Source organism: Serratia sp. CY47280, from assembly GCF_052168655.1.
Taxonomy (GTDB): domain Bacteria; phylum Pseudomonadota; class Gammaproteobacteria; order Enterobacterales; family Enterobacteriaceae; genus Serratia; species Serratia bockelmannii.
Map to the genome: position 1 here is coordinate 894,934 of NZ_JBJNMG010000001.1, position 16,628 is coordinate 911,561.

Below are 16,628 nucleotides of genomic sequence, written 5' to 3' on the forward strand. Positions count from 1 at the left end.
CATGCCTATCACGGCCAACGCTTTGTACCGTGACAGTTTTAACTTTTTACGCAATCAACTGGCCAGCATCCTGATGCTGGCGCTGTTGACGGCGTTTATCTCCGTGCTGCTGAATCAGGCCTTCAGCCCCGATGCCGAACAGTTGGCGACGCTCGCTGCCACCACCAGCGATTTCGCTTCCTCTACCGGCATGGGCATTCAGGAAGTGATCCAGCAGATGACGCCGGAACAGCAGATGGTGTTGCTGAAAGTGTCGGCGGCCGCCACCTTCTCCGCGCTGGTCGGCAACGTGCTGCTGGTCGGCGGGATGCTGACGCTGATCCGTCTGGTGTCGCAAGGGCAACGCACCAGCGCCCTGCGCGCGCTCGGCGCTTCGGCGCCCGATCTGCCGCGCCTGTTGTTGCTGCTGTTTATCTGCACCCTGCTGATCCAACTTGGCCTGACGCTGTTTGTGGTGCCGGGCGTGCTGATGGCTATCGCCTTCGCACTGGCGCCGGTGATCGCCTCCGTCGACAAAAAAGGCGTCTTCGCTTCGCTCAAGCTGAGCAGCAAATTAGCCTTCGCCAATGCGCGCGTGCTGGTGCCGGCGATGATGCTGTGGCTGGCGGCCAAGCTGCTGGTGCTGTTTTTGGTGAGCCATCTGTCGGTACTGACGCCGAACGTCGCCAGCGTGGTACTGACCGCGTTGAGCAACCTGGTGTCTGCTCTGCTGCTGATCTACCTGTTCCGTCTGTACATGCTGCTGCGCGGCTAACGCCGGCGCAAGCAAAAACCAAGGGGCACGCTTCGGCGCGCCCCTTTTTTGTTTACCCCACCACGGCGGCTTCCGCCTGCTCCTTACTCTGAATCAGTTTCAGGGCCAGATACAGGTCCGGCACCAAAATCAGCTCTTTGTCGCGCCCTAAGCGGTTGATGCGGAACCAACGCGTCAGCTCGGTGCGGCGCCCCGCCAGCACCAGCCTTACGTTACGCTGTAACAGGTCGCGTTTCAGTTCGTCGATGGCCGCCAGCACGCTGATATCGGCGTGGGTGAAACTGGCCACCGCATCCACCACCACCCAACGTGGCTGGAACGGCGTGCCGTCGACCAAATTGAGAATACGGCGTTTGAAATACGCCACGTTGAAATAGGTCAGCGGCGAATTGAAGCGATACATCATGACGCCAGGCACCGCCTTCACCCCATTGTTATTGCCCATGGAATGGATCATGCCTTCGTCGTTGACGCCCAGCAGCTGTTCCGTCGGCCGGAAGACGGTGCGCAGAAACTGCATCAGCCCCAGCAACACCGCCAGCCCAATGCCGCTGATCACTCCCACCAGCAGCACGCTGAGGAAGGTAAACAGCGCCAGGCGGAACGCCTGCGCGTTGCGACGGCGCAAGATCCAGATGCCGCGGATGTCCAGCAGCGACCAGGCCGCATACATCAGCACCACGCCCAACCCGGCCACCGGAATAAACTGCAGCGGCGCCATCAGGAACAGCAAGACAAAGGCAATGACCACGGCGGCGATGATCGACACCAGTTGGCTCTTGCCGCCGTTGGCATCATTCACCGCGGTGCGCGAATCCGCGCCGCTGATGGCGAAACCTTGCGACAGCGCAGAGACGATATTCACCAGCCCCAGCGCGCGAAACTCGGCGTCGGCGTTCACCTCATAACCGTTTTTGGCGGCGAAGCTGCGGGCGGTGAGCATCATGCTGACAAAACTCACCACCGCCAGGTTAAGCGCCGGGATCACCATGTCGCGCAGCAAACCGGGCTGGAAGTCCGGCCACTGGACGATCGGCAGCACGCCGCTGAAACCGCCCACCGTCACCACGCCATGCTGCTGCAGGCCGCCCGCCCAGGTCACGAACGCCGCCAGCACGATAGCGAACAGCGGCGCCGGCCAGTTAGGCCGCCATTTTTTAAATCCGAGCAGCGTCACCAGCGTCAACAACGACACCGCCATCGTCAGCCAGTCGCTGTGCAGCAGGTTGCCGGGCAGCGCGTAGATGCGTTCGATCAGCTGTGCCGGGCGCACCGTGAACCCCAACACCTTGCCGATCTGATCGACAATAATGGTGATCGCCACTCCGTTCAGCAGCCCGCTGAGGATCGGTCGCGACAGCAGATCCGCCAGCGCCCCCAGCTTGAACCGGCTGGCCAGCAGACACCAGCCGCCCATCATGGCGGTCATCATGATGGTCAGCTGCCAATGGCGTTCCATATTGCCCGCTGCCAGCGGCGTCACCACGGCGGCGATCACCGCGCAGGTGGCAGCGTCAGGCCCAACGATCAGCTGGCGCGACGAGCCGAACAGCGCGTAGGCCATCATCGGCAAGATACAGGAATAGAGCCCCACCACCGGGCTAACCCCGGCCAGTTCGGCGTAGGCGATGGCCACCGGTAGGGCGACGGCGGCGACGGAAAGGCCGGCGCGAATATCCGGCTTGAGCCAACTGCGTTGATAGCCCAATAAATGCGTCAAACCAGGCGTCAGGGCCTGGAGAGATTTCCACTGCATGCTTGTTTTCCGCGGTAAATTATCTGGTTATTATGACACTTACTATGCGACCTGCGGCCCGCGCTGGCAATGTGCCGGCGCTTTCTTGCGTAAGTTTATGCAAATTCCTGCTTTCGCGGCAGAAATCCGCCGGCTAAACGCCGATAATCGGCAACGCCCGGCGGTACACAGAGCTCGCCGAATCCGGTATAGTCGGCCGATGAACAGATGATGGATTGATTTATGAAGCAGTTTCTTGATTTCCTCCCGCTAATTGTCTTTTTCGCTTTTTATAAGCTGTACGACATCTACGTCGCCTCCGGCGCGTTGATCGTCGCCACCGCACTGGCGCTGGTGTTCACCTGGGTGAAATACCGCAAGGTCGAGAAGATGACGTTGATCACCTTCTTGATGGTGCTGGTATTCGGCACCCTGACGCTGGTATTCCATAATGATTTGTTTATCAAATGGAAGGTCACGGTGATTTACGCGCTGTTCGCGCTGGCGCTGCTGATCAGCCAATGGGTGCTCAAAAAACCGCTGGTTCAGCGCATGCTGGGCAAAGAGCTGACGTTGCCGGACAAAGTGTGGAGTAACCTCAACCTGGCCTGGGCGGTCTTCTTCCTGGCCTGCGGCCTGGCGAACATCTATGTCGCCTTCTGGCTGCCGCAAAGCGTCTGGGTCAATTTCAAAGTCTTTGGCCTGACGGTACTGACGCTGGTCTTCACCCTCCTCAGCGGTATCTATATTTACCGGCACATGCCGGAAGAACAGAAAAAATAGTTACAAATACCGGCACGTACCGGCAGAAGAAACAAAATAGTTACAAAATTGTTAATGCCTGCGGCATTTGCCGCGGGCAGTATGATGTTATCCCTTCCTTTTAAAAGCAGACTGCTATGACACAACAACGACCTTTACCCAGCGGCGAGCTGGTGCTGCGCACGCTGGCAATGCCGGCCGATACCAATGCCAACGGCGATATTTTCGGCGGCTGGCTGATGTCGCAAATGGACATCGGCGGCGCCATCCAGGCAAAAGAGATCGCCGAAGGGCGCGTGGTGACGGTGCGCGTAGACGGCATGACCTTCCTGAAACCGGTGGCGGTAGGCGACGTGGTTTGCTGCTATGCGCACTGTATCCGCACCGGACGCAGCTCGATCACCATCAATATCGAAGTGTGGGTAAAGAAAGTTTCTTCCGCCCCGATCGGCCAGCGTTACCGGGCGACCGAAGCGGTGTTCACCTATGTGGCGGTCGATGCGGAAGGCAACTCGCGCGCGCTGCCTGAGGGCAAAATGAATTTCCGCGTCGGTTTCGAAGAATAAGATGATTGAAGCCAACAGCATACTGCTGTTGGCTTGACGCTTTATCCGTGGGCATATTTAAATGCCGCATCAAATAACCTGATAATACTTCTCATCATCCATAGTCATTACGTCTTTCAGCAATGAAGCGCCCTCTTCCTCGTCTGTCAGTGATTGGCGCACTTTTTGTGTTTTCAGACCCAACTTCCGTATCAATTTCATATCCTGATCCTCATCGGGATTCGTTGCCGTTAACAATTTGCATCCATAGAAAATTGAATTGGCCCCCGCCATAAAACACATGGCCTGCATTTGCTCATTCATTTTCTCGCGCCCTGCCGCGATGCGCACGTAGGAGGTAGGCATCATGATTCTGGCAACGGCAATGACGCGGATATAGTCAAAGGCATCCACCGGCTCACTGTCTTCCAGGGGGGTGCCCGCCACCTTGACCAGCATGTTAATGGGCACACTTTCCGGCGCTTTAGACAGGTTGGCCAATTGCAAAAGCAGACCTATCCGGTCTAGGTTACTTTCACCTAGACCCAATATTCCACCGGAGCAGACCTTGATGCCGGCCGCCCTGACTTTATCGATCGTCGTTAATCTATCCTGATAAGTGCGGGTTGTGATGATGCTGCCATAATATTCGGGAGAGGTATCCAGATTGTGGCTATAGTAGTCTAAGCCAACGTTAGCCAATCGCTCGACCTGAGAATCAGTCAGTTTTCCCAGCGTCATGCAGGTTTCCAACCCCAACGCCTTAACCCCTCTGACCATCTCCTCCAAATAAGGCATATCGCGTTCGTGAGGATTACTCCAGGCCGCTCCCATGCAAAATCTCGAGGAGCCAGCCTCTTTCGCTGTACGGGCTGACTGTAAGACTTTTTCTACCTGCAACAACTTTTCTGCCCGCAATCCTGTTTTATACCTTGCGCTTTGCGAACAATATTTGCAGTCCTCTGGGCACCCTCCTGTTTTAACAGACAGCAAAGTGCTCATTTGTATTTCCAGCGGATCAAAATGTTGACGATGCACCTTTTGCGCATCATAGAGCAAATCCAACAAAGGCTTATTAAACAGCACTTTCACTTTATCAATCGTCCAGCTCATATTTTCATCCTGATGTTATTCGCAGTGACAGCCCCATCAGACAGCCCCCGTTCTGTCACACAGATTAACGGAGACTTCACTGATCTGAGTGGCTGTTTGAGACCGCACCTTCCCTCGCTCACCGACGAACAATGCAGTGGTCGTCGGCTTAGCGGGCGTAGTGACAAATCTCGCTCCGCATTCAAGCAAATCACCCCTCTATTGTAAACCTGAATTACATATTACATGTTTACCGTTGATTATTTTTCACCCAGACTTGGCGCATAATCACGACAGGAATAAATTTAAAACCTGCGTATCCATGTCAAAAAAACTCATAACCTGATGAAAATGAATGTTTTTCAACAGACATGTAAAAGTATTGCTATGAGAACGGTGAAGTTTGCCGGCAGATTGCGAATATTTATGAGGATAAATTTGGCATTGCGGTAGGACAAAAGAGGACGTCCACGTAAAACAATCAACGTGAATTATCAGGTCTGGATAGCTTCCTCGCCCAGGCATCGGGCGAGGAAGTCAAGGACGGTAGTCAGATGAAGCGACAAACGATCAACACGCTTGATATCTGTCGCCAGATCTACCTCAGTTCAATTCGGTCGAGCCATCCAGCTTGAAGCGAATGTTGACGATGAGGTCTTTCGCTTCTTTGGCTTCATAGCGCCATTTGCGTAGCGCCTGCTTCACTTCGCGCTCGAACATATTGCGCGGTTCGGCCGACAAGATACGCACGTTACTCAAGCGACCATCGCTGTCGACATCAAACTGGACCCTAACACTGCCTTCAATCTGTAAGGCCAGCGCGCGCGGCGGATACATCGGTTTGGACTGCACCAACGCCTTCGGCACGACCTCGCGCGAATTGCCCTGCACCGGCGCGGCAGGCGCCTGTTTCACCGGCGCTTTGTCGATCGGCTTGGCCGGCGAATCGTTGTTGAACGGTGACGGTTCGCGCGGCTCGACTTTTTTCGGCTCCGGTTTGACCTGTTTTTCGACCTTTGGCTTCGGCTTAGGTTTTGGTTTCGGCTTGACCGGCTCCGGCTTCACGATCGCCTTCGGCGGCGGCTCCACAATAGGTTCCGGTTCTGGCTCCGGCTCAGGTTCGATCTGCGGCGGCTCCGGCTCGGCCGGCGCCGGCGGAGGCGGTTCGGCCATCGCGGCGGTATTGACCATCATGACGCTGATCGGCGCGTCCTCTGGCTTCGGCAGCTCCACTACTTCGTTTACCGAAGCGTAAAGCAATCCCGCCACCAGGGCGCTGTGCAGGCCTACGGACAAGACGAAAGGCACGGATATACGGCGATTAAGGAACATCTTTTTTAGCGGCATAATGATTCTGTTTCCTCTGGTTCGCCAAGTTTAAATGCAAATAGCAATCATATTCAATAACGAAAGGCAAACTATCGCTTTAATCGTCAGTATGCGCGGCTAAAACCAGCAAACTCATAAGGATATTAACCTGGCCGTTGCTTTTTTACCGCCGGGGCGACACGCTTCATTAACGTTTGGGCAGGCGTCAAAAAGTAAAAAACCCGCCGGAGCGGGTTAATTGCGGTGAGTCAGCGCTATTCTTCATCACCATAGTAAAGCACGCCCAGTTTGATCAGCGGTCGCCCTTGCGCCTTACGGTGCAGGTTGGTGTCGCGCAGCGAATAGACGCAGCCGCAGTATTCCTGCTGATAGAAGCGTTCGCGCTTGCTGATCTCTATCATGCGCGACGAACCGCCCTTCTTGCGCCAGTTGTAATCCCAGTACACCAGATCGGGATACTTTTCCGCCGCCCGGATGCCGCAGTCGGTGATCTGCTGCATATTCTTCCAGCGCGAGATACCCAGCGAACTGGAGATAGTGTCATAACCATGCTCATGCGCATACAGCGCCGTGCGCTCGAAACGCATGTCGAAACACATGGTGCAGCGGATACCGCGCTCCGGCTCATTCTCCATCCCCTTGGCGCGGGCGAACCAGTTGTCGGTGTCGTAATCGGCATCGATAATCGGCACCCCGTGCTGCTCGGCGAAACGGATGTTCTCTTCCTTGCGCAGCAGATACTCTTTTTGCGGGTGAATGTTGGGGTTATAGAAGAAAATGGCGTACTCGATCCCGGACGCCTGGATCGCTTCCATCACTTCGCCGGAACAGGGCGCGCAGCAAGAGTGCAGCAGCAGTTTACTTTTGCCCGCCGGCAAATCGAGTTTTTCCCTTACCAGTTCCGTCATGTCCTCACCTCAATGGCATATCAGTTTAAGCGCGCCGCACTATACGAATAAAAAGTAGCGGCTTCAAGGCATAAGCGCCAATCCGCGGGGAAATTCGCCGCGTACCGTTCCCCTGCCGCGCCTTTTGCGCTACCTTGGTAGCACCGTTTTATAGCCATGATTTTAAAGGTGAAACATGCTTTATCTGATCTACGCGCAAGACGTCCCCAACTCGCTGGAAAACCGTCTGGCGGTGCGCCCGGCACACCTGGCGCGCCTGCAGGCGCTGCGCGACGCCGGCCGCCTGGTGGTCGCCGGCCCTAACCCGGCCATCGACAGCAACGATCCCGGCGCCGCCGGCTTTACCGGTTCAACGGTGATCGCCGAATTCGCCTCGCTGGCGGAAGCCCAGGCCTGGGCGCAGCAGGATCCCTATATCGCCGCCGGCGTCTATGCCGACGTGACGGTGAAGCCGTTCAAACAGGTGTTCTGATCTCCAGCCCTCGAATACCGGGAACGCCCCGCGATACAGCGTTCCCGGCGCTAGCCACATCTCTCCGTCACCGTCATGCTCGATTCGTCTTCCCCACGCGGCCGATATTCATGTTTCCCCCCGTAAATACTCACCGATGACGCTTTCCAGCATCGCCACCGCCGGTTGGCTGGCGGCCGTGGCAGAACGGAGCAGTTGCACTTCATGTGGTACGACCGAAGGCAATTCGTCGAGTATCCGCATCGCCGCCGAAACCCGTGCGCGGTCAAGCAGCGTGACGGCCAATCCTGCCTCGATGGCAGCCGCCACCACGCTGGCCGAAGGGCTGCTCACAACCACTCGCCAATGCCTTCCCGCCCTGGTCAATGCATCGATCATAGCCTCACGATAAGGGCAATCGGCGGCATGCAATGCCAGCGGCAGCGGCCGGTTAGCCTGCAGCGCCAGCGAACGGCCTCCAACCCACACTGGTACTGTCACCGCGAGCGGTGTCTGACACTGTCTCTTCGAGGGTTGAACCACCAGCGCAAGATGCAGCCGATTACGGCCAATTTGTTCCACCAGCGCCTGACTGGCAGCGGTAGAGACCTCCAGCTCCACCGCGGGGAAACTGTCGGCAAACCGCGGCAAAATATGGCGTATCACATGAGAAGCGTACTCATCAGGCAATCCCAATTTGATATGGCCGCTTAGCGGCGCGCCCTGCAGTTCCCGCAGAATATCGTCATGGGCGCTCAGCAGCCCGAGCGTCGATGCCAGCAGCTTGCTTCCCAGCGGCGTCAGCACCACGGCCTGATTGTCACGCTCCAGCAGGCGGCCGCCCACCACCTGTTCCAGGCGCTGGATATGCACGCTCACGGCGGCGGGGCTGCGATTGACAAATGCCGCCGCCGCGCGAAATTGCCCCAAACGTGCAATGGCGTGAAAAGTGCGCAAGAGATCGATATCCAATGTCGGCCGCATGATTTAACTCCATTAAACAACTGAACGAAAATTATTCGATTTATTAAATTATAGCCACACACTACCATCGGGCGGAAAGGAGGTGACCATCATGTCCCTGCCATCATTTCGCCCCTCGTCCCACGGCGGCAAACATCGCGGCAAAGCCGCCCTCTGGCTGGCTGCGGCCGAGGTTCTGCTGATCGTGGCCTGGAGCTCCGGTTTCGTCGGCATCCGCTTCGCCGCCGATTACGCGCCGGTGTTGCTGGTAGCGTTCTGGCGCTGCGTGGTCGTCGCTCTCGCGTTGCTGCCGTTTAGTCTGAGCGCCATCAGGCGCGCATCTCCGCTGACGATAGCGGTTCACGCCGGGATTGGGTTGCTCGCCATGACCGGTTACCTGACCGGCGTCAGCAAAGGCATCGAATATGGCGTGCCGGCCGGGTTGGCCGCCCTCATCGCCGATTTGCTCCCTCTCGGCACCGCGCTGCTGAGCATGCTGTTGCAACGCCGTCTGCCCGATGGTCGCGTTTGGTCCGGCTTAACCTTGGGGGTTAGCGGGGTAACGCTGGCGACCGGCAGCGCCATCTCATGGGGAGAAGCCCCATTGTGGAGTTACCTGTTGCCGCTGGCGGGGATGCTCTCGCTCGCGCTGGCAACCCTGTGGCAGGAACGGCTGCCGCGGGCGCACGCAATGAGTTTGCCGGCCTCGCTGGGGATACAAAGCGCGGTTTCGGCGCTGGCTTTCGCCGCGCTGGCCGGCAATGAAGGCCCGCTGCTGCCCACGGTAACGACGGGGTTTGCGATCGGCGTGCTTTGGAACGCGCTACTGGCGACGCTGGCCGGTTACGGCCTGTACTGGTTGTGTCTAAGGCTCACTTCTGCGCTGCGCGTGACGAGCCTGCTGTTTCTCAGTCCCTTCGTTACCTTCTGTTGGGCGGGATTAATGTTCAATGAACCCCTTTCCTGGCCCATGCTGCTAGGCGCGGCGACGGCAGGAAGCGGTTTGTGGCTGCTCATCCGTCCCGCCGGGCGGGATGAGCCAAAAACAGCGCAACACGCTGAAAAATGAAGGATAAGGAGAACGGGTGCGCCGTTACGCGACGAGTTTTCCTCGCACCACCACCTTGCCCGGTTTGATCTCGGGGTCGGCAATACGACGGATCGCCAGATTCAAGGCTTGCCAGGCGATCTCTTGCAAATCATGCGACACGCAAGGGAAATGGAAACCGTAGATCTCGGCATGCGAAACCTCATCGATGCTGAACAGCGACACGTCCTGCATCAACGGCAGCCGATGTTCGATACAGGCCTTGATGATACCCAGGGAGATCTGGTTATTGCAGCCGACGAAAAAGTCCGGCGCGCGGTGATTGGCCAGCCAGCGGCTCGTCTCTTGCCAGGCGACGTCCATAAAGAAATCGGCATACAGCACTTCAAACGACGCCACTTTCCCTTGCAACGCCGCCTGCAGCCCTGTGACCCTGTCCCGTGCAACGTTAGAGTTCTCCGGTCCGGACACCACCACCACCCGCTGCGCTTTCTGTTCCAAAAGCCAGCGCCCCGCCTGGAGACCGCAGTCCAGGTTATCGATATACACGCCGCTGCAGTGGCGATTGTCCAGTTCCCGGTCGATCAGCACCACCGGGATATTCAATGTTTCCAACCGTTTTAGATAGGAAGGCTGGTACAGATGATCGTTGGAAATGACCGAGAGAATGATCGCATCGACGTTGTAGCCAATCAGTTTGTCGATGATTCTGTCTTCGCTTTCCTGAGACTCATAGGAGTCGAACACCAGGGTGTCGTACCCCATTTTTTGCGCTTCGAGCGTCATCAGGCGTGTCAGGCCGCCAAAGAACGGGTTGGCCATATCCGGGTTGACGATGCCAATGGTTCTGCTGCTTTTCGCCCGCAGGTTGCGCGCCGCGGCATTGACCACATAACCGAGTTCGGCAGCCGTCTCCCGAATGCGGCGCAGCGTTTCCGGATGAACCTTGTCCGGCTGTGAAAATGCCCGCGACGCGGTGATTTTACTGACGTTTGCCTGTGCGGCCACGCTAGCCAGCGTCGCTTTCCGTCCTCGACCCACTGCCAAATGCAGCTCCTTAGCTTAAAGTATCATTTTGTACCATTGGCAACATCATGACAGAACTTTCATCGTGGCGCTAATGGTTTACGCCTGCCAGGCGGTTAATCCGGGGATCGGTAAAGATATCCAGCTCGTCACGGCTCTCGGAAGAGAACTCGGACACCACTGCGCCCCGCTTCCCAGCCTGAAACCAGTGCCGGGTATTGGGGGCGATGGTGTATTGTTCGCCAGGCCGCAAGAGAATATAGCGATTGCAGGTGTACCAAGGTTCTGCGCCCTCTGGCACCCGACATACCGGTTCGCCGCCGGCATCATTAAGCGTCAGGTTTTCATCATCGACAAACAAAAACACCTCTCCCCAACGGCAACGGAACGTCTCTTGCTTGCCGGGTGTGCCGGCAAAGGGAGGATGTAAATGTTCCGGGCAAGTCTGACCAGGAAACAGCACCAGCTCTTTCGCGCAATACCGAGGTGAGTTGACATAGGTCAGCAGTTGCAGCCCTGAGACGGGATAGTCAGCCAAGCCAAACGTCGCAATTTCAATACGTTGCTGTTCTTCCTCAGTCAAAACAATGTCCGCTTCACGCAAGTATTCCAGCGTAGCGGCTATGGCACGTTGTTGTTTGTTCATCATTTCCCCTGCAAAGTAACGGTATCGATATCAGCATGCTGATATTAAAACCGTCATTGCATCGCCGATTTTGTGATCTTCATCCCTATATTGAATAACAACCCACCAGCAAAATTAACTCCCGTCGAGTAATTCCAACATCGATCACAGTTTAACCCCCCGCTTTAGCCCACTATCGCCGCATTGAAATGATACCGTTACCATAAAAATGATTCACCAGGAGGCAATATGAAAGCATTAGTGTTGGCCAAAGCGGGGGAAATCGCTATCGAGGACGTCCAGCTTGCCGAAACGCTGGGGCCCGATGATGTGCAGATAAAAATTCATTCCGTGGGCATCTGCGGCAGCGATGTGCACTATTACCAACATGGCCGCATTGGCCCGTTCGTGGTTAACGCCCCGATGGTGCTCGGCCATGAAGCCGCCGGCGTGGTGCTCGCGACCGGTAAAAACGTCACTCACCTCAGCGTCGGCGATCGCGTTTGCATGGAGCCCGGCATTCCCGACCTCAACTCGGCGCAGACGCGCGCCGGGATTTACAATCTGGATCCCGCCGTTCGCTTCTGGGCGACGCCACCGGTGCACGGCTGCCTGCGCGAAACCGTCATCCACCCCGCCGCCTTCACGTTCAGATTGCCGGACAACGTCAGTTTCGCTGAGGGCGCCATGGTGGAACCCTTAGCCATCGGCATGCAAGCGGCCACCAAAGCCAGGATCAAACCCGGCGATATCGCACTGGTGATCGGCGCCGGGCCGATCGGCGTGGTCACCGCCCTCGCGGCGCTGGCGGGCGGCTGTTCGGACGTCATTATCTGCGACCTGTTTGACGAAAAACTCGCCGTGGCGGCCAGTTATGAGGGGCTGCACGCCGTCAATATCAAAACCGGCGACCTGGCGGGGAAAGTGGCCGCGCTCACCAGCGGCAATGGCGCCGATGTCGTGTTTGAATGCAGCGGCGCCAAACCGGCTATCGCTACGCTGGCCGAGCATGCGGCGCCCGGGGCGACCGCCGTGCTGGTCGGCATGCCGATCGATGCCGCGCCGCTGGATATCGTCGCCGCGCAGGCCAAGGAAATCACCTTCAAGACCATTTTCCGCTACGCCAACATGTACCCGCGCACGCTGCGGCTGTTGAGCAGCGGCAAATTGCGCGTCCAACCGTTGATAAGCCAAACCTACAAGTTTTCCGACAGCGTAGCCGCTTTCGAGCGCGCGGCGGCAGGACATGCCTCGGACATCAAAATCATGCTGGAAATGGAGTGATCCTATGGCGCTCTATGCTGGCATAGACTGCGGTACGCAAGGCACGAAAGTCGTGATTGTCGACAGCACACAGGGCGTGATCCTCGGTGAGGGCAACGCCCCTCACCGTCTCATCAGCCAAGCCAATGGCCGGCGCGAACAAGAGGCCGACTGGTGGATTGAGGCGTTAGTCATCGCTTTTCGCCAAGCCGTGACTAACGCCGGCGTTGATGCACGGGAGATTCATGCTCTGGGGGTCTCGGGCCAACAACATGGGTTTGTGCCACTGGACGCAGACGGCAACGTGCTGCACAGCGTCAAGCTGTGGTGCGATACCGAAACCGCAGAGGAAAACGAACGGCTCCTGCAACAGCTCGGCGGAGCCAACGGCTCGCTGGAAACACTCGGCCTGCGGATCGCCACCGGTTATACCGCGTCAAAAATCCTTTGGTTCAAAACACACCATCCGGCGCTCTGGGCAAAACTGCACACCGTGTTGTTGCCTCATGATTATTTGAACTTCTGGCTGACCGGGGAGCGCGTAGCGGAATATGGCGACGCTTCCGGCACCGGGTTGTTCGATGTACGCACCCGTCGCTGGAGCAAAACCGCGGTCGATCTCATCGACGACAGCGGCCGCCTGTGGCAAGCCCTGCCGCCGCTCAAAAGCGCGGAATGCTGCATCGGCACGGTGCGCCCCGCCGCCGCGGAAAAACTCGGCCTCGGCCCGGCAGTTCGGGTATCGACCGGCGGCGGCGACAACATGATGGCGGCCATCGGTTCCGGCAACATCGAGGCCGGCACCCTTACCCTGAGTCTGGGCACCTCCGGCACGCTATTCGCCTGGTCTGCCGCCCCCGTCACGGCGGAATCGGACATGATTGCCGGCTTCTGCTCCAGCACCAATGGGTGGCTGCCATTGATTTGCACCATGAATGTCACCTCGGCCACCACTGCGGTACAAACGCTGCTGGACGAAGACCTTGCCGGCTTTAACAGTTTATTGGCGCAGGCCCCGCCCGGCGCAGGCGGTGTCGAGATGCTGCCGTTCTTCAATGGCGAACGTGTTCCGCCGTTGCCCCACGCGCGCGCCAGTCTGCATAACCTCGATAGCGACAATTTTACCCGTGCCAATCTCTGCCTGGCGGTAGTCGAAAGCGCTACGTATGGGTTGCGCTATGGCATCGAGCTGTTTCGCCGTCAGGGCATTGAAGCGCGCGAGATCCGCCTCACCGGCGGCGGCGCCCGCAGCGCCGCCTGGCGACAAATCGTCGCGGACGTGATGGGGTGCCCGGTAGTCTGTCTGAAAGCCAAAGAGACCGCCGCGCTGGGCGGCGCCATTCAGGCGATGTGGGCGACGACGTTGGCCGACGATCCGCAGCGGAACGCCGGCGCGTTGCTGGCCGAACTGTGCCAGCGTTTCGTTGCGCTGGATGAGGCCACGCGCACACGGCCACATGCTGGCAGACAAGCGCAATACGAGACGCTTTATCAACGGTACCTGCAACGCTTGCAGCAGACCTATCCGGAGGTGCAACTGTGACGCGAGATCCCCAGACGCAAGCGCCCGCCTACCTGCTGGAGGTCAGCGGCGTCAGGAAAGCTTTTGGCCCGGTCGTGGCGCTCAAGAATGCGGAGTTTTGCCTGCGGCGTGGATCCATCCATGCCCTGTGCGGCGGCAACGGCGCGGGTAAATCCACCTTTCTCAGCATTCTGATGGGCTTTATTCAACCCGATGGCGGCGACATTTTTATCAATGGCCAACGCTGTGAATTTCATCATCCCCGGGAAGCCCTCAACGCCGGCATCGCCATCGTGCAGCAGGAACTGAGCGCGATCCCGGATCTGACGGTGGCCGAAAACATTTGGCTGGGCCGCGAGCCGAGACGCTTGGGGTTCGTCGATTTCGTTACGCTCAATCAACGCACCACCAGCTTGCTCAAGGAACTCGACTTCAAGATCGACGCCCGAGAGAAAATGCGCAACCTGAGCGTCGCCGAGCAGCAGTTGGTCGAGATCGCCAAAGCGCTGTCGCATGCCAATGCCGACATCATCATCATGGATGAACCCACCTCGGCGATTGGCGAGGAGGATGCGCAAAAAATCTTTCAGACGCTTCAGCAACTGGCGGCGAAAGGTAAAGGCATTATCTACGTCTCTCACCGTTTGTCAGAGATATTCCAAATCGCGGACAGCTACACCATTTTCCGCGACGGCGCCTATATCCATGAAGGCTATATCGCTGACATTACCCGTGAGCAGCTGATCGAACACATTATCGGAGGCGAGTACGACAGCGAGTTCGCCAAATTCAACCAGCCCGGCGAAGAGGTCTTGCTGGAGGTCAACGGCCTGTGTTGGCGCAGCAAGATAAAAGATATCAGCCTGCAACTGAAGCACGGTGAGATCCTGGGCATCTACGGCCTGGTGGGCTCGGGCCGCAGCGAGTTTCTCGATCTTATCTTCGGCATTCAGCATGCCGACAGCGGCACGATCCGCTTGGGTGACAAGACGCTGAACCGCCATTCTCCGCGCAAGGCCATCGACAGCGGTATTGCCTACGTGACGGAAGATCGCAAGGAAACCGGCCTGGTGCTGTGCCGTTCCGTCAGTGAAAACATCAATATCGCCTCTTTTGCCGGCATCAGCCGGATGGGGTTTGTCAGCGAGAAACGGGAGCAGGCGCGAACCCGCGACATGATCCAGCGCTTCAACGTTAAAACCCACGATGGCGAACAACCCGTGGGTAACCTGAGCGGCGGCAACCAGCAAAAAGTGGTGCTGGGCCGTTGGGCGCTGCTGGATCCGGAGGTTTTGCTGCTCGACGAGCCGACGCGCGGCATCGACGTCGGCGCCAAGAAAGAGATCTACCGATTTATGTCGGAGTTCGCCTTGCAAAACAAAGGGATCATCATGGTTTCCTCCGAGCTTTCGGAAATTATCGGCATGAGCGATCGCATATTGGTGTTTCGTGACGGGCAGTTGGCCGGCGAGCTTTCGGCAGCCGATGCGACCCAGGCAGCACTGATGAAACTTGCGGTTTAACAGAGAGAGAAAAAAAATGAGCAGCGCCCACTCCTTATCACCAGGAATTTCATTTTTCACCCGCAATAAGCGCCGTATGCACAAATACGGCATTATCATCGCCTTTTTCGCCCTGTGCCTGATCGTGGCGCTGATTGGCGAATATCAGGTCGCTCAAGGGGCCTGGAGCAGCAATTATTTTCTCAGCAATGAAAACACCCTGATCGTCCTGCGCCAGGTCTCGATCAACGGCATTCTGGCGATCGGCATGACCTTCGTCATCATTACGGCCGGCGTCGATCTCTCCGTGGGCTCGGTGCTGGCGTTAAGCGGGATCGTCGCCGCCCGTTTCGCCACCAACAACAGCGGATTGGCTATCGGCGACACCGCGACCGCCGTCATGGCGCCGCTGATCGTGGCGCTGGGCATCGGCATCGTCTGCGGCCTGGTGAACGGCACCGTGTTGGCTCGCTACCGGTTGCAGCCGTTTATCGTCACCATGGGCATGCTCTCCGCGGCGCGCGGGTTAACCATGTTGACCACCAACGGCAATCCAGTATCGCAATTGAACAGCGATTTCCGCTGGTTAGGCAATGGCTATGTCGGCGGCGTTCCGGTGCCCGTCATCATCTTCATCGTGCTGTTCGCCCTCGCCTGGCTGGTGCTGAATAAAACCCTCTTCGGGCGTTACATCTACGCCGTCGGCGGCAACCCGAAAAGCGCGCGCACCTCGGGGATTAACGTCACCCGCATCAAAATACTGGTGTATACGCTGTGCGGCGCACTGGCCGGCATCGCCGGCCTGATCCTCACCGCACGCACCGGTTCGGCGCAGACCAACGCCGGCGCAGGGTATGAGCTGGACGCCATCGCGGCGGTGGTGATCGGTGGCACCAGCATGGCCGGCGGCGTCGGTACGCTGGTCGGCACCTTCTTCGGCGTGCTAATTATCGGGGTGATGAATAACGGCCTCGATCTGCTCGGCGTGCAATCGTATTACCAACAAATTATCAAAGGCGCATTGATCGTTCTTGCCGTATTGCTCGACCCATCGCGTAAGCAACAGCGCGATTAATAACATCAGACCCAACTCTACCAGGAGA

Annotated in this window: 16 protein-coding genes; 9 read left to right on the forward strand and 7 right to left on the reverse strand. The window is 57.7% G+C overall.

Translation table 11 applies throughout. The features are described from left to right. Window position 1 precedes the first annotated feature (1 nt). Window positions 2-754: a YciC family protein gene (locus ACJ8J4_RS04255; RefSeq protein WP_016927513.1), complete on the forward strand. Its 753-nt coding sequence runs from the start codon at window positions 2-4 to the stop codon at window positions 752-754. A gap of 52 nt (window positions 755-806) precedes the next feature. On the opposite strand, the gene ACJ8J4_RS04260 is transcribed toward ACJ8J4_RS04255, so the two are convergent. Beyond that, window positions 807-2,510 (reverse strand): SulP family inorganic anion transporter, encoded by a 1,704-nt coding sequence (locus ACJ8J4_RS04260; protein WP_197835976.1) that lies wholly within the window; start codon window positions 2,508-2,510, stop codon window positions 807-809. Window positions 2,511-2,732: 222 nt separating this feature from the next. Between ACJ8J4_RS04260 and ACJ8J4_RS04265 the strand changes: the two genes are divergently transcribed. Next, window positions 2,733-3,272, forward strand: coding sequence for a septation protein A (locus ACJ8J4_RS04265; protein ID WP_004932082.1), 540 nt, complete (start codon window positions 2,733-2,735; stop codon window positions 3,270-3,272). A gap of 116 nt (window positions 3,273-3,388) precedes the next feature. Next, on the forward strand, window positions 3,389-3,817 hold the full coding sequence (gene yciA / locus ACJ8J4_RS04270) for an acyl-CoA thioester hydrolase YciA (protein WP_004932085.1): 429 nt from the start codon (window positions 3,389-3,391) through the stop codon (window positions 3,815-3,817). 69 nt (window positions 3,818-3,886) lie between these two features. Here the strand turns inward: yciA and bioB are convergent, their stop codons facing one another. The 3 genes from bioB to ACJ8J4_RS04285 form a co-directional block, all read right to left on the reverse strand. Continuing rightward, on the reverse strand, window positions 3,887-4,909 hold the full coding sequence (bioB, locus tag ACJ8J4_RS04275) for a biotin synthase BioB (protein ID WP_049205512.1): 1,023 nt from the start codon (window positions 4,907-4,909) through the stop codon (window positions 3,887-3,889). A gap of 582 nt (window positions 4,910-5,491) precedes the next feature. Beyond that, window positions 5,492-6,235: a TonB system transport protein TonB gene (gene tonB, locus ACJ8J4_RS04280; RefSeq protein WP_197835978.1), complete on the reverse strand. Its 744-nt coding sequence runs from the start codon at window positions 6,233-6,235 to the stop codon at window positions 5,492-5,494. A gap of 236 nt (window positions 6,236-6,471) precedes the next feature. Continuing rightward, window positions 6,472-7,125: an epoxyqueuosine reductase QueH gene (locus tag ACJ8J4_RS04285; protein ID WP_025303057.1), complete on the reverse strand. Its 654-nt coding sequence runs from the start codon at window positions 7,123-7,125 to the stop codon at window positions 6,472-6,474. Between the two features lie 175 nt (window positions 7,126-7,300). Between ACJ8J4_RS04285 and ACJ8J4_RS04290 the strand changes: the two genes are divergently transcribed. Beyond that, a complete protein-coding gene (locus ACJ8J4_RS04290; RefSeq protein ID WP_004932096.1) occupies window positions 7,301-7,597 on the forward strand; it encodes a YciI family protein in 297 nt (98 codons plus the stop codon). A 108-nt stretch (window positions 7,598-7,705) separates the two neighbouring features. Here ACJ8J4_RS04290 and ACJ8J4_RS04295 read toward each other — a convergent pair whose 3' ends face one another. Further along, on the reverse strand, window positions 7,706-8,560 hold the full coding sequence (locus tag ACJ8J4_RS04295) for a LysR substrate-binding domain-containing protein (RefSeq protein ID WP_049205515.1): 855 nt from the start codon (window positions 8,558-8,560) through the stop codon (window positions 7,706-7,708). Window positions 8,561-8,651: 91 nt separating this feature from the next. Between ACJ8J4_RS04295 and ACJ8J4_RS04300 the strand changes: the two genes are divergently transcribed. After that, entirely contained in the window at window positions 8,652-9,608 is a 957-nt protein-coding gene (locus ACJ8J4_RS04300) for a DMT family transporter (RefSeq protein ID WP_049208559.1), read from the forward strand. Window positions 9,609-9,632: 24 nt separating this feature from the next. On the opposite strand, the gene ACJ8J4_RS04305 is transcribed toward ACJ8J4_RS04300, so the two are convergent. Both ACJ8J4_RS04305 and ACJ8J4_RS04310 read right to left on the reverse strand, forming a co-directional pair. Further along, on the reverse strand, window positions 9,633-10,634 hold the full coding sequence (locus ACJ8J4_RS04305; RefSeq protein WP_025303060.1) for a LacI family DNA-binding transcriptional regulator: 1,002 nt from the start codon (window positions 10,632-10,634) through the stop codon (window positions 9,633-9,635). Between the two features lie 70 nt (window positions 10,635-10,704). Next, the gene (locus ACJ8J4_RS04310) at window positions 10,705-11,259 is read right to left on the reverse strand and encodes a D-lyxose/D-mannose family sugar isomerase (RefSeq protein WP_025303061.1); all 555 of its coding nucleotides are present in this window, start codon (window positions 11,257-11,259) and stop codon (window positions 10,705-10,707) included. A 228-nt stretch (window positions 11,260-11,487) separates the two neighbouring features. Between ACJ8J4_RS04310 and ACJ8J4_RS04315 the strand changes: the two genes are divergently transcribed. From ACJ8J4_RS04315 to ACJ8J4_RS04330, 4 genes are all read left to right on the forward strand, one after another. Further along, the gene (locus tag ACJ8J4_RS04315) at window positions 11,488-12,522 is read left to right on the forward strand and encodes an NAD(P)-dependent alcohol dehydrogenase (protein ID WP_197758825.1); all 1,035 of its coding nucleotides are present in this window, start codon (window positions 11,488-11,490) and stop codon (window positions 12,520-12,522) included. Between the two features lie 4 nt (window positions 12,523-12,526). Next, window positions 12,527-14,044: a xylulokinase gene (gene xylB, locus ACJ8J4_RS04320; protein WP_169540535.1), complete on the forward strand. Its 1,518-nt coding sequence runs from the start codon at window positions 12,527-12,529 to the stop codon at window positions 14,042-14,044. Then, on the forward strand, window positions 14,041-15,546 hold the full coding sequence (locus ACJ8J4_RS04325; protein WP_197790915.1) for a sugar ABC transporter ATP-binding protein: 1,506 nt from the start codon (window positions 14,041-14,043) through the stop codon (window positions 15,544-15,546). The genes xylB and ACJ8J4_RS04325 overlap by 4 nt, the downstream gene beginning before the upstream one ends. Before the next feature lie 76 nt (window positions 15,547-15,622). Continuing rightward, a complete protein-coding gene (locus ACJ8J4_RS04330; protein WP_016927501.1) occupies window positions 15,623-16,600 on the forward strand; it encodes an ABC transporter permease in 978 nt (325 codons plus the stop codon). The last annotated feature ends 28 nt before the right edge of the window (window positions 16,601-16,628 follow it).

What these genes read in the sequence shown, in the direction of transcription:
- xylB (WP_169540535.1), top strand. Translation starts at nt 12,527, where the DNA reads ATGGCGCTCTATGCTGGCATAGACTGCGGTACGCAAGGCACGAAAGTC.
- ACJ8J4_RS04255 (WP_016927513.1), top strand. Translation starts at nt 2, where the DNA reads ATGCCTATCACGGCCAACGCTTTGTACCGTGACAGTTTTAACTTTTTA.
- ACJ8J4_RS04295 (WP_049205515.1), bottom strand. Translation starts at nt 8,560, where the DNA reads ATGCGGCCGACATTGGATATCGATCTCTTGCGCACTTTTCACGCCATT.
- ACJ8J4_RS04300 (WP_049208559.1), top strand. Translation starts at nt 8,652, where the DNA reads ATGTCCCTGCCATCATTTCGCCCCTCGTCCCACGGCGGCAAACATCGC.
- ACJ8J4_RS04260 (WP_197835976.1), bottom strand. Translation starts at nt 2,510, where the DNA reads ATGCAGTGGAAATCTCTCCAGGCCCTGACGCCTGGTTTGACGCATTTA.
- ACJ8J4_RS04330 (WP_016927501.1), top strand. Translation starts at nt 15,623, where the DNA reads ATGCACAAATACGGCATTATCATCGCCTTTTTCGCCCTGTGCCTGATC.
- bioB (WP_049205512.1), bottom strand. Translation starts at nt 4,909, where the DNA reads ATGAGCTGGACGATTGATAAAGTGAAAGTGCTGTTTAATAAGCCTTTG.
- tonB (WP_197835978.1), bottom strand. Translation starts at nt 6,235, where the DNA reads ATGCCGCTAAAAAAGATGTTCCTTAATCGCCGTATATCCGTGCCTTTC.
- ACJ8J4_RS04310 (WP_025303061.1), bottom strand. Translation starts at nt 11,259, where the DNA reads ATGAACAAACAACAACGTGCCATAGCCGCTACGCTGGAATACTTGCGT.
- yciA (WP_004932085.1), top strand. Translation starts at nt 3,389, where the DNA reads ATGACACAACAACGACCTTTACCCAGCGGCGAGCTGGTGCTGCGCACG.
- ACJ8J4_RS04285 (WP_025303057.1), bottom strand. Translation starts at nt 7,125, where the DNA reads ATGACGGAACTGGTAAGGGAAAAACTCGATTTGCCGGCGGGCAAAAGT.
- ACJ8J4_RS04265 (WP_004932082.1), top strand. Translation starts at nt 2,733, where the DNA reads ATGAAGCAGTTTCTTGATTTCCTCCCGCTAATTGTCTTTTTCGCTTTT.
- ACJ8J4_RS04290 (WP_004932096.1), top strand. Translation starts at nt 7,301, where the DNA reads ATGCTTTATCTGATCTACGCGCAAGACGTCCCCAACTCGCTGGAAAAC.
- ACJ8J4_RS04315 (WP_197758825.1), top strand. Translation starts at nt 11,488, where the DNA reads ATGAAAGCATTAGTGTTGGCCAAAGCGGGGGAAATCGCTATCGAGGAC.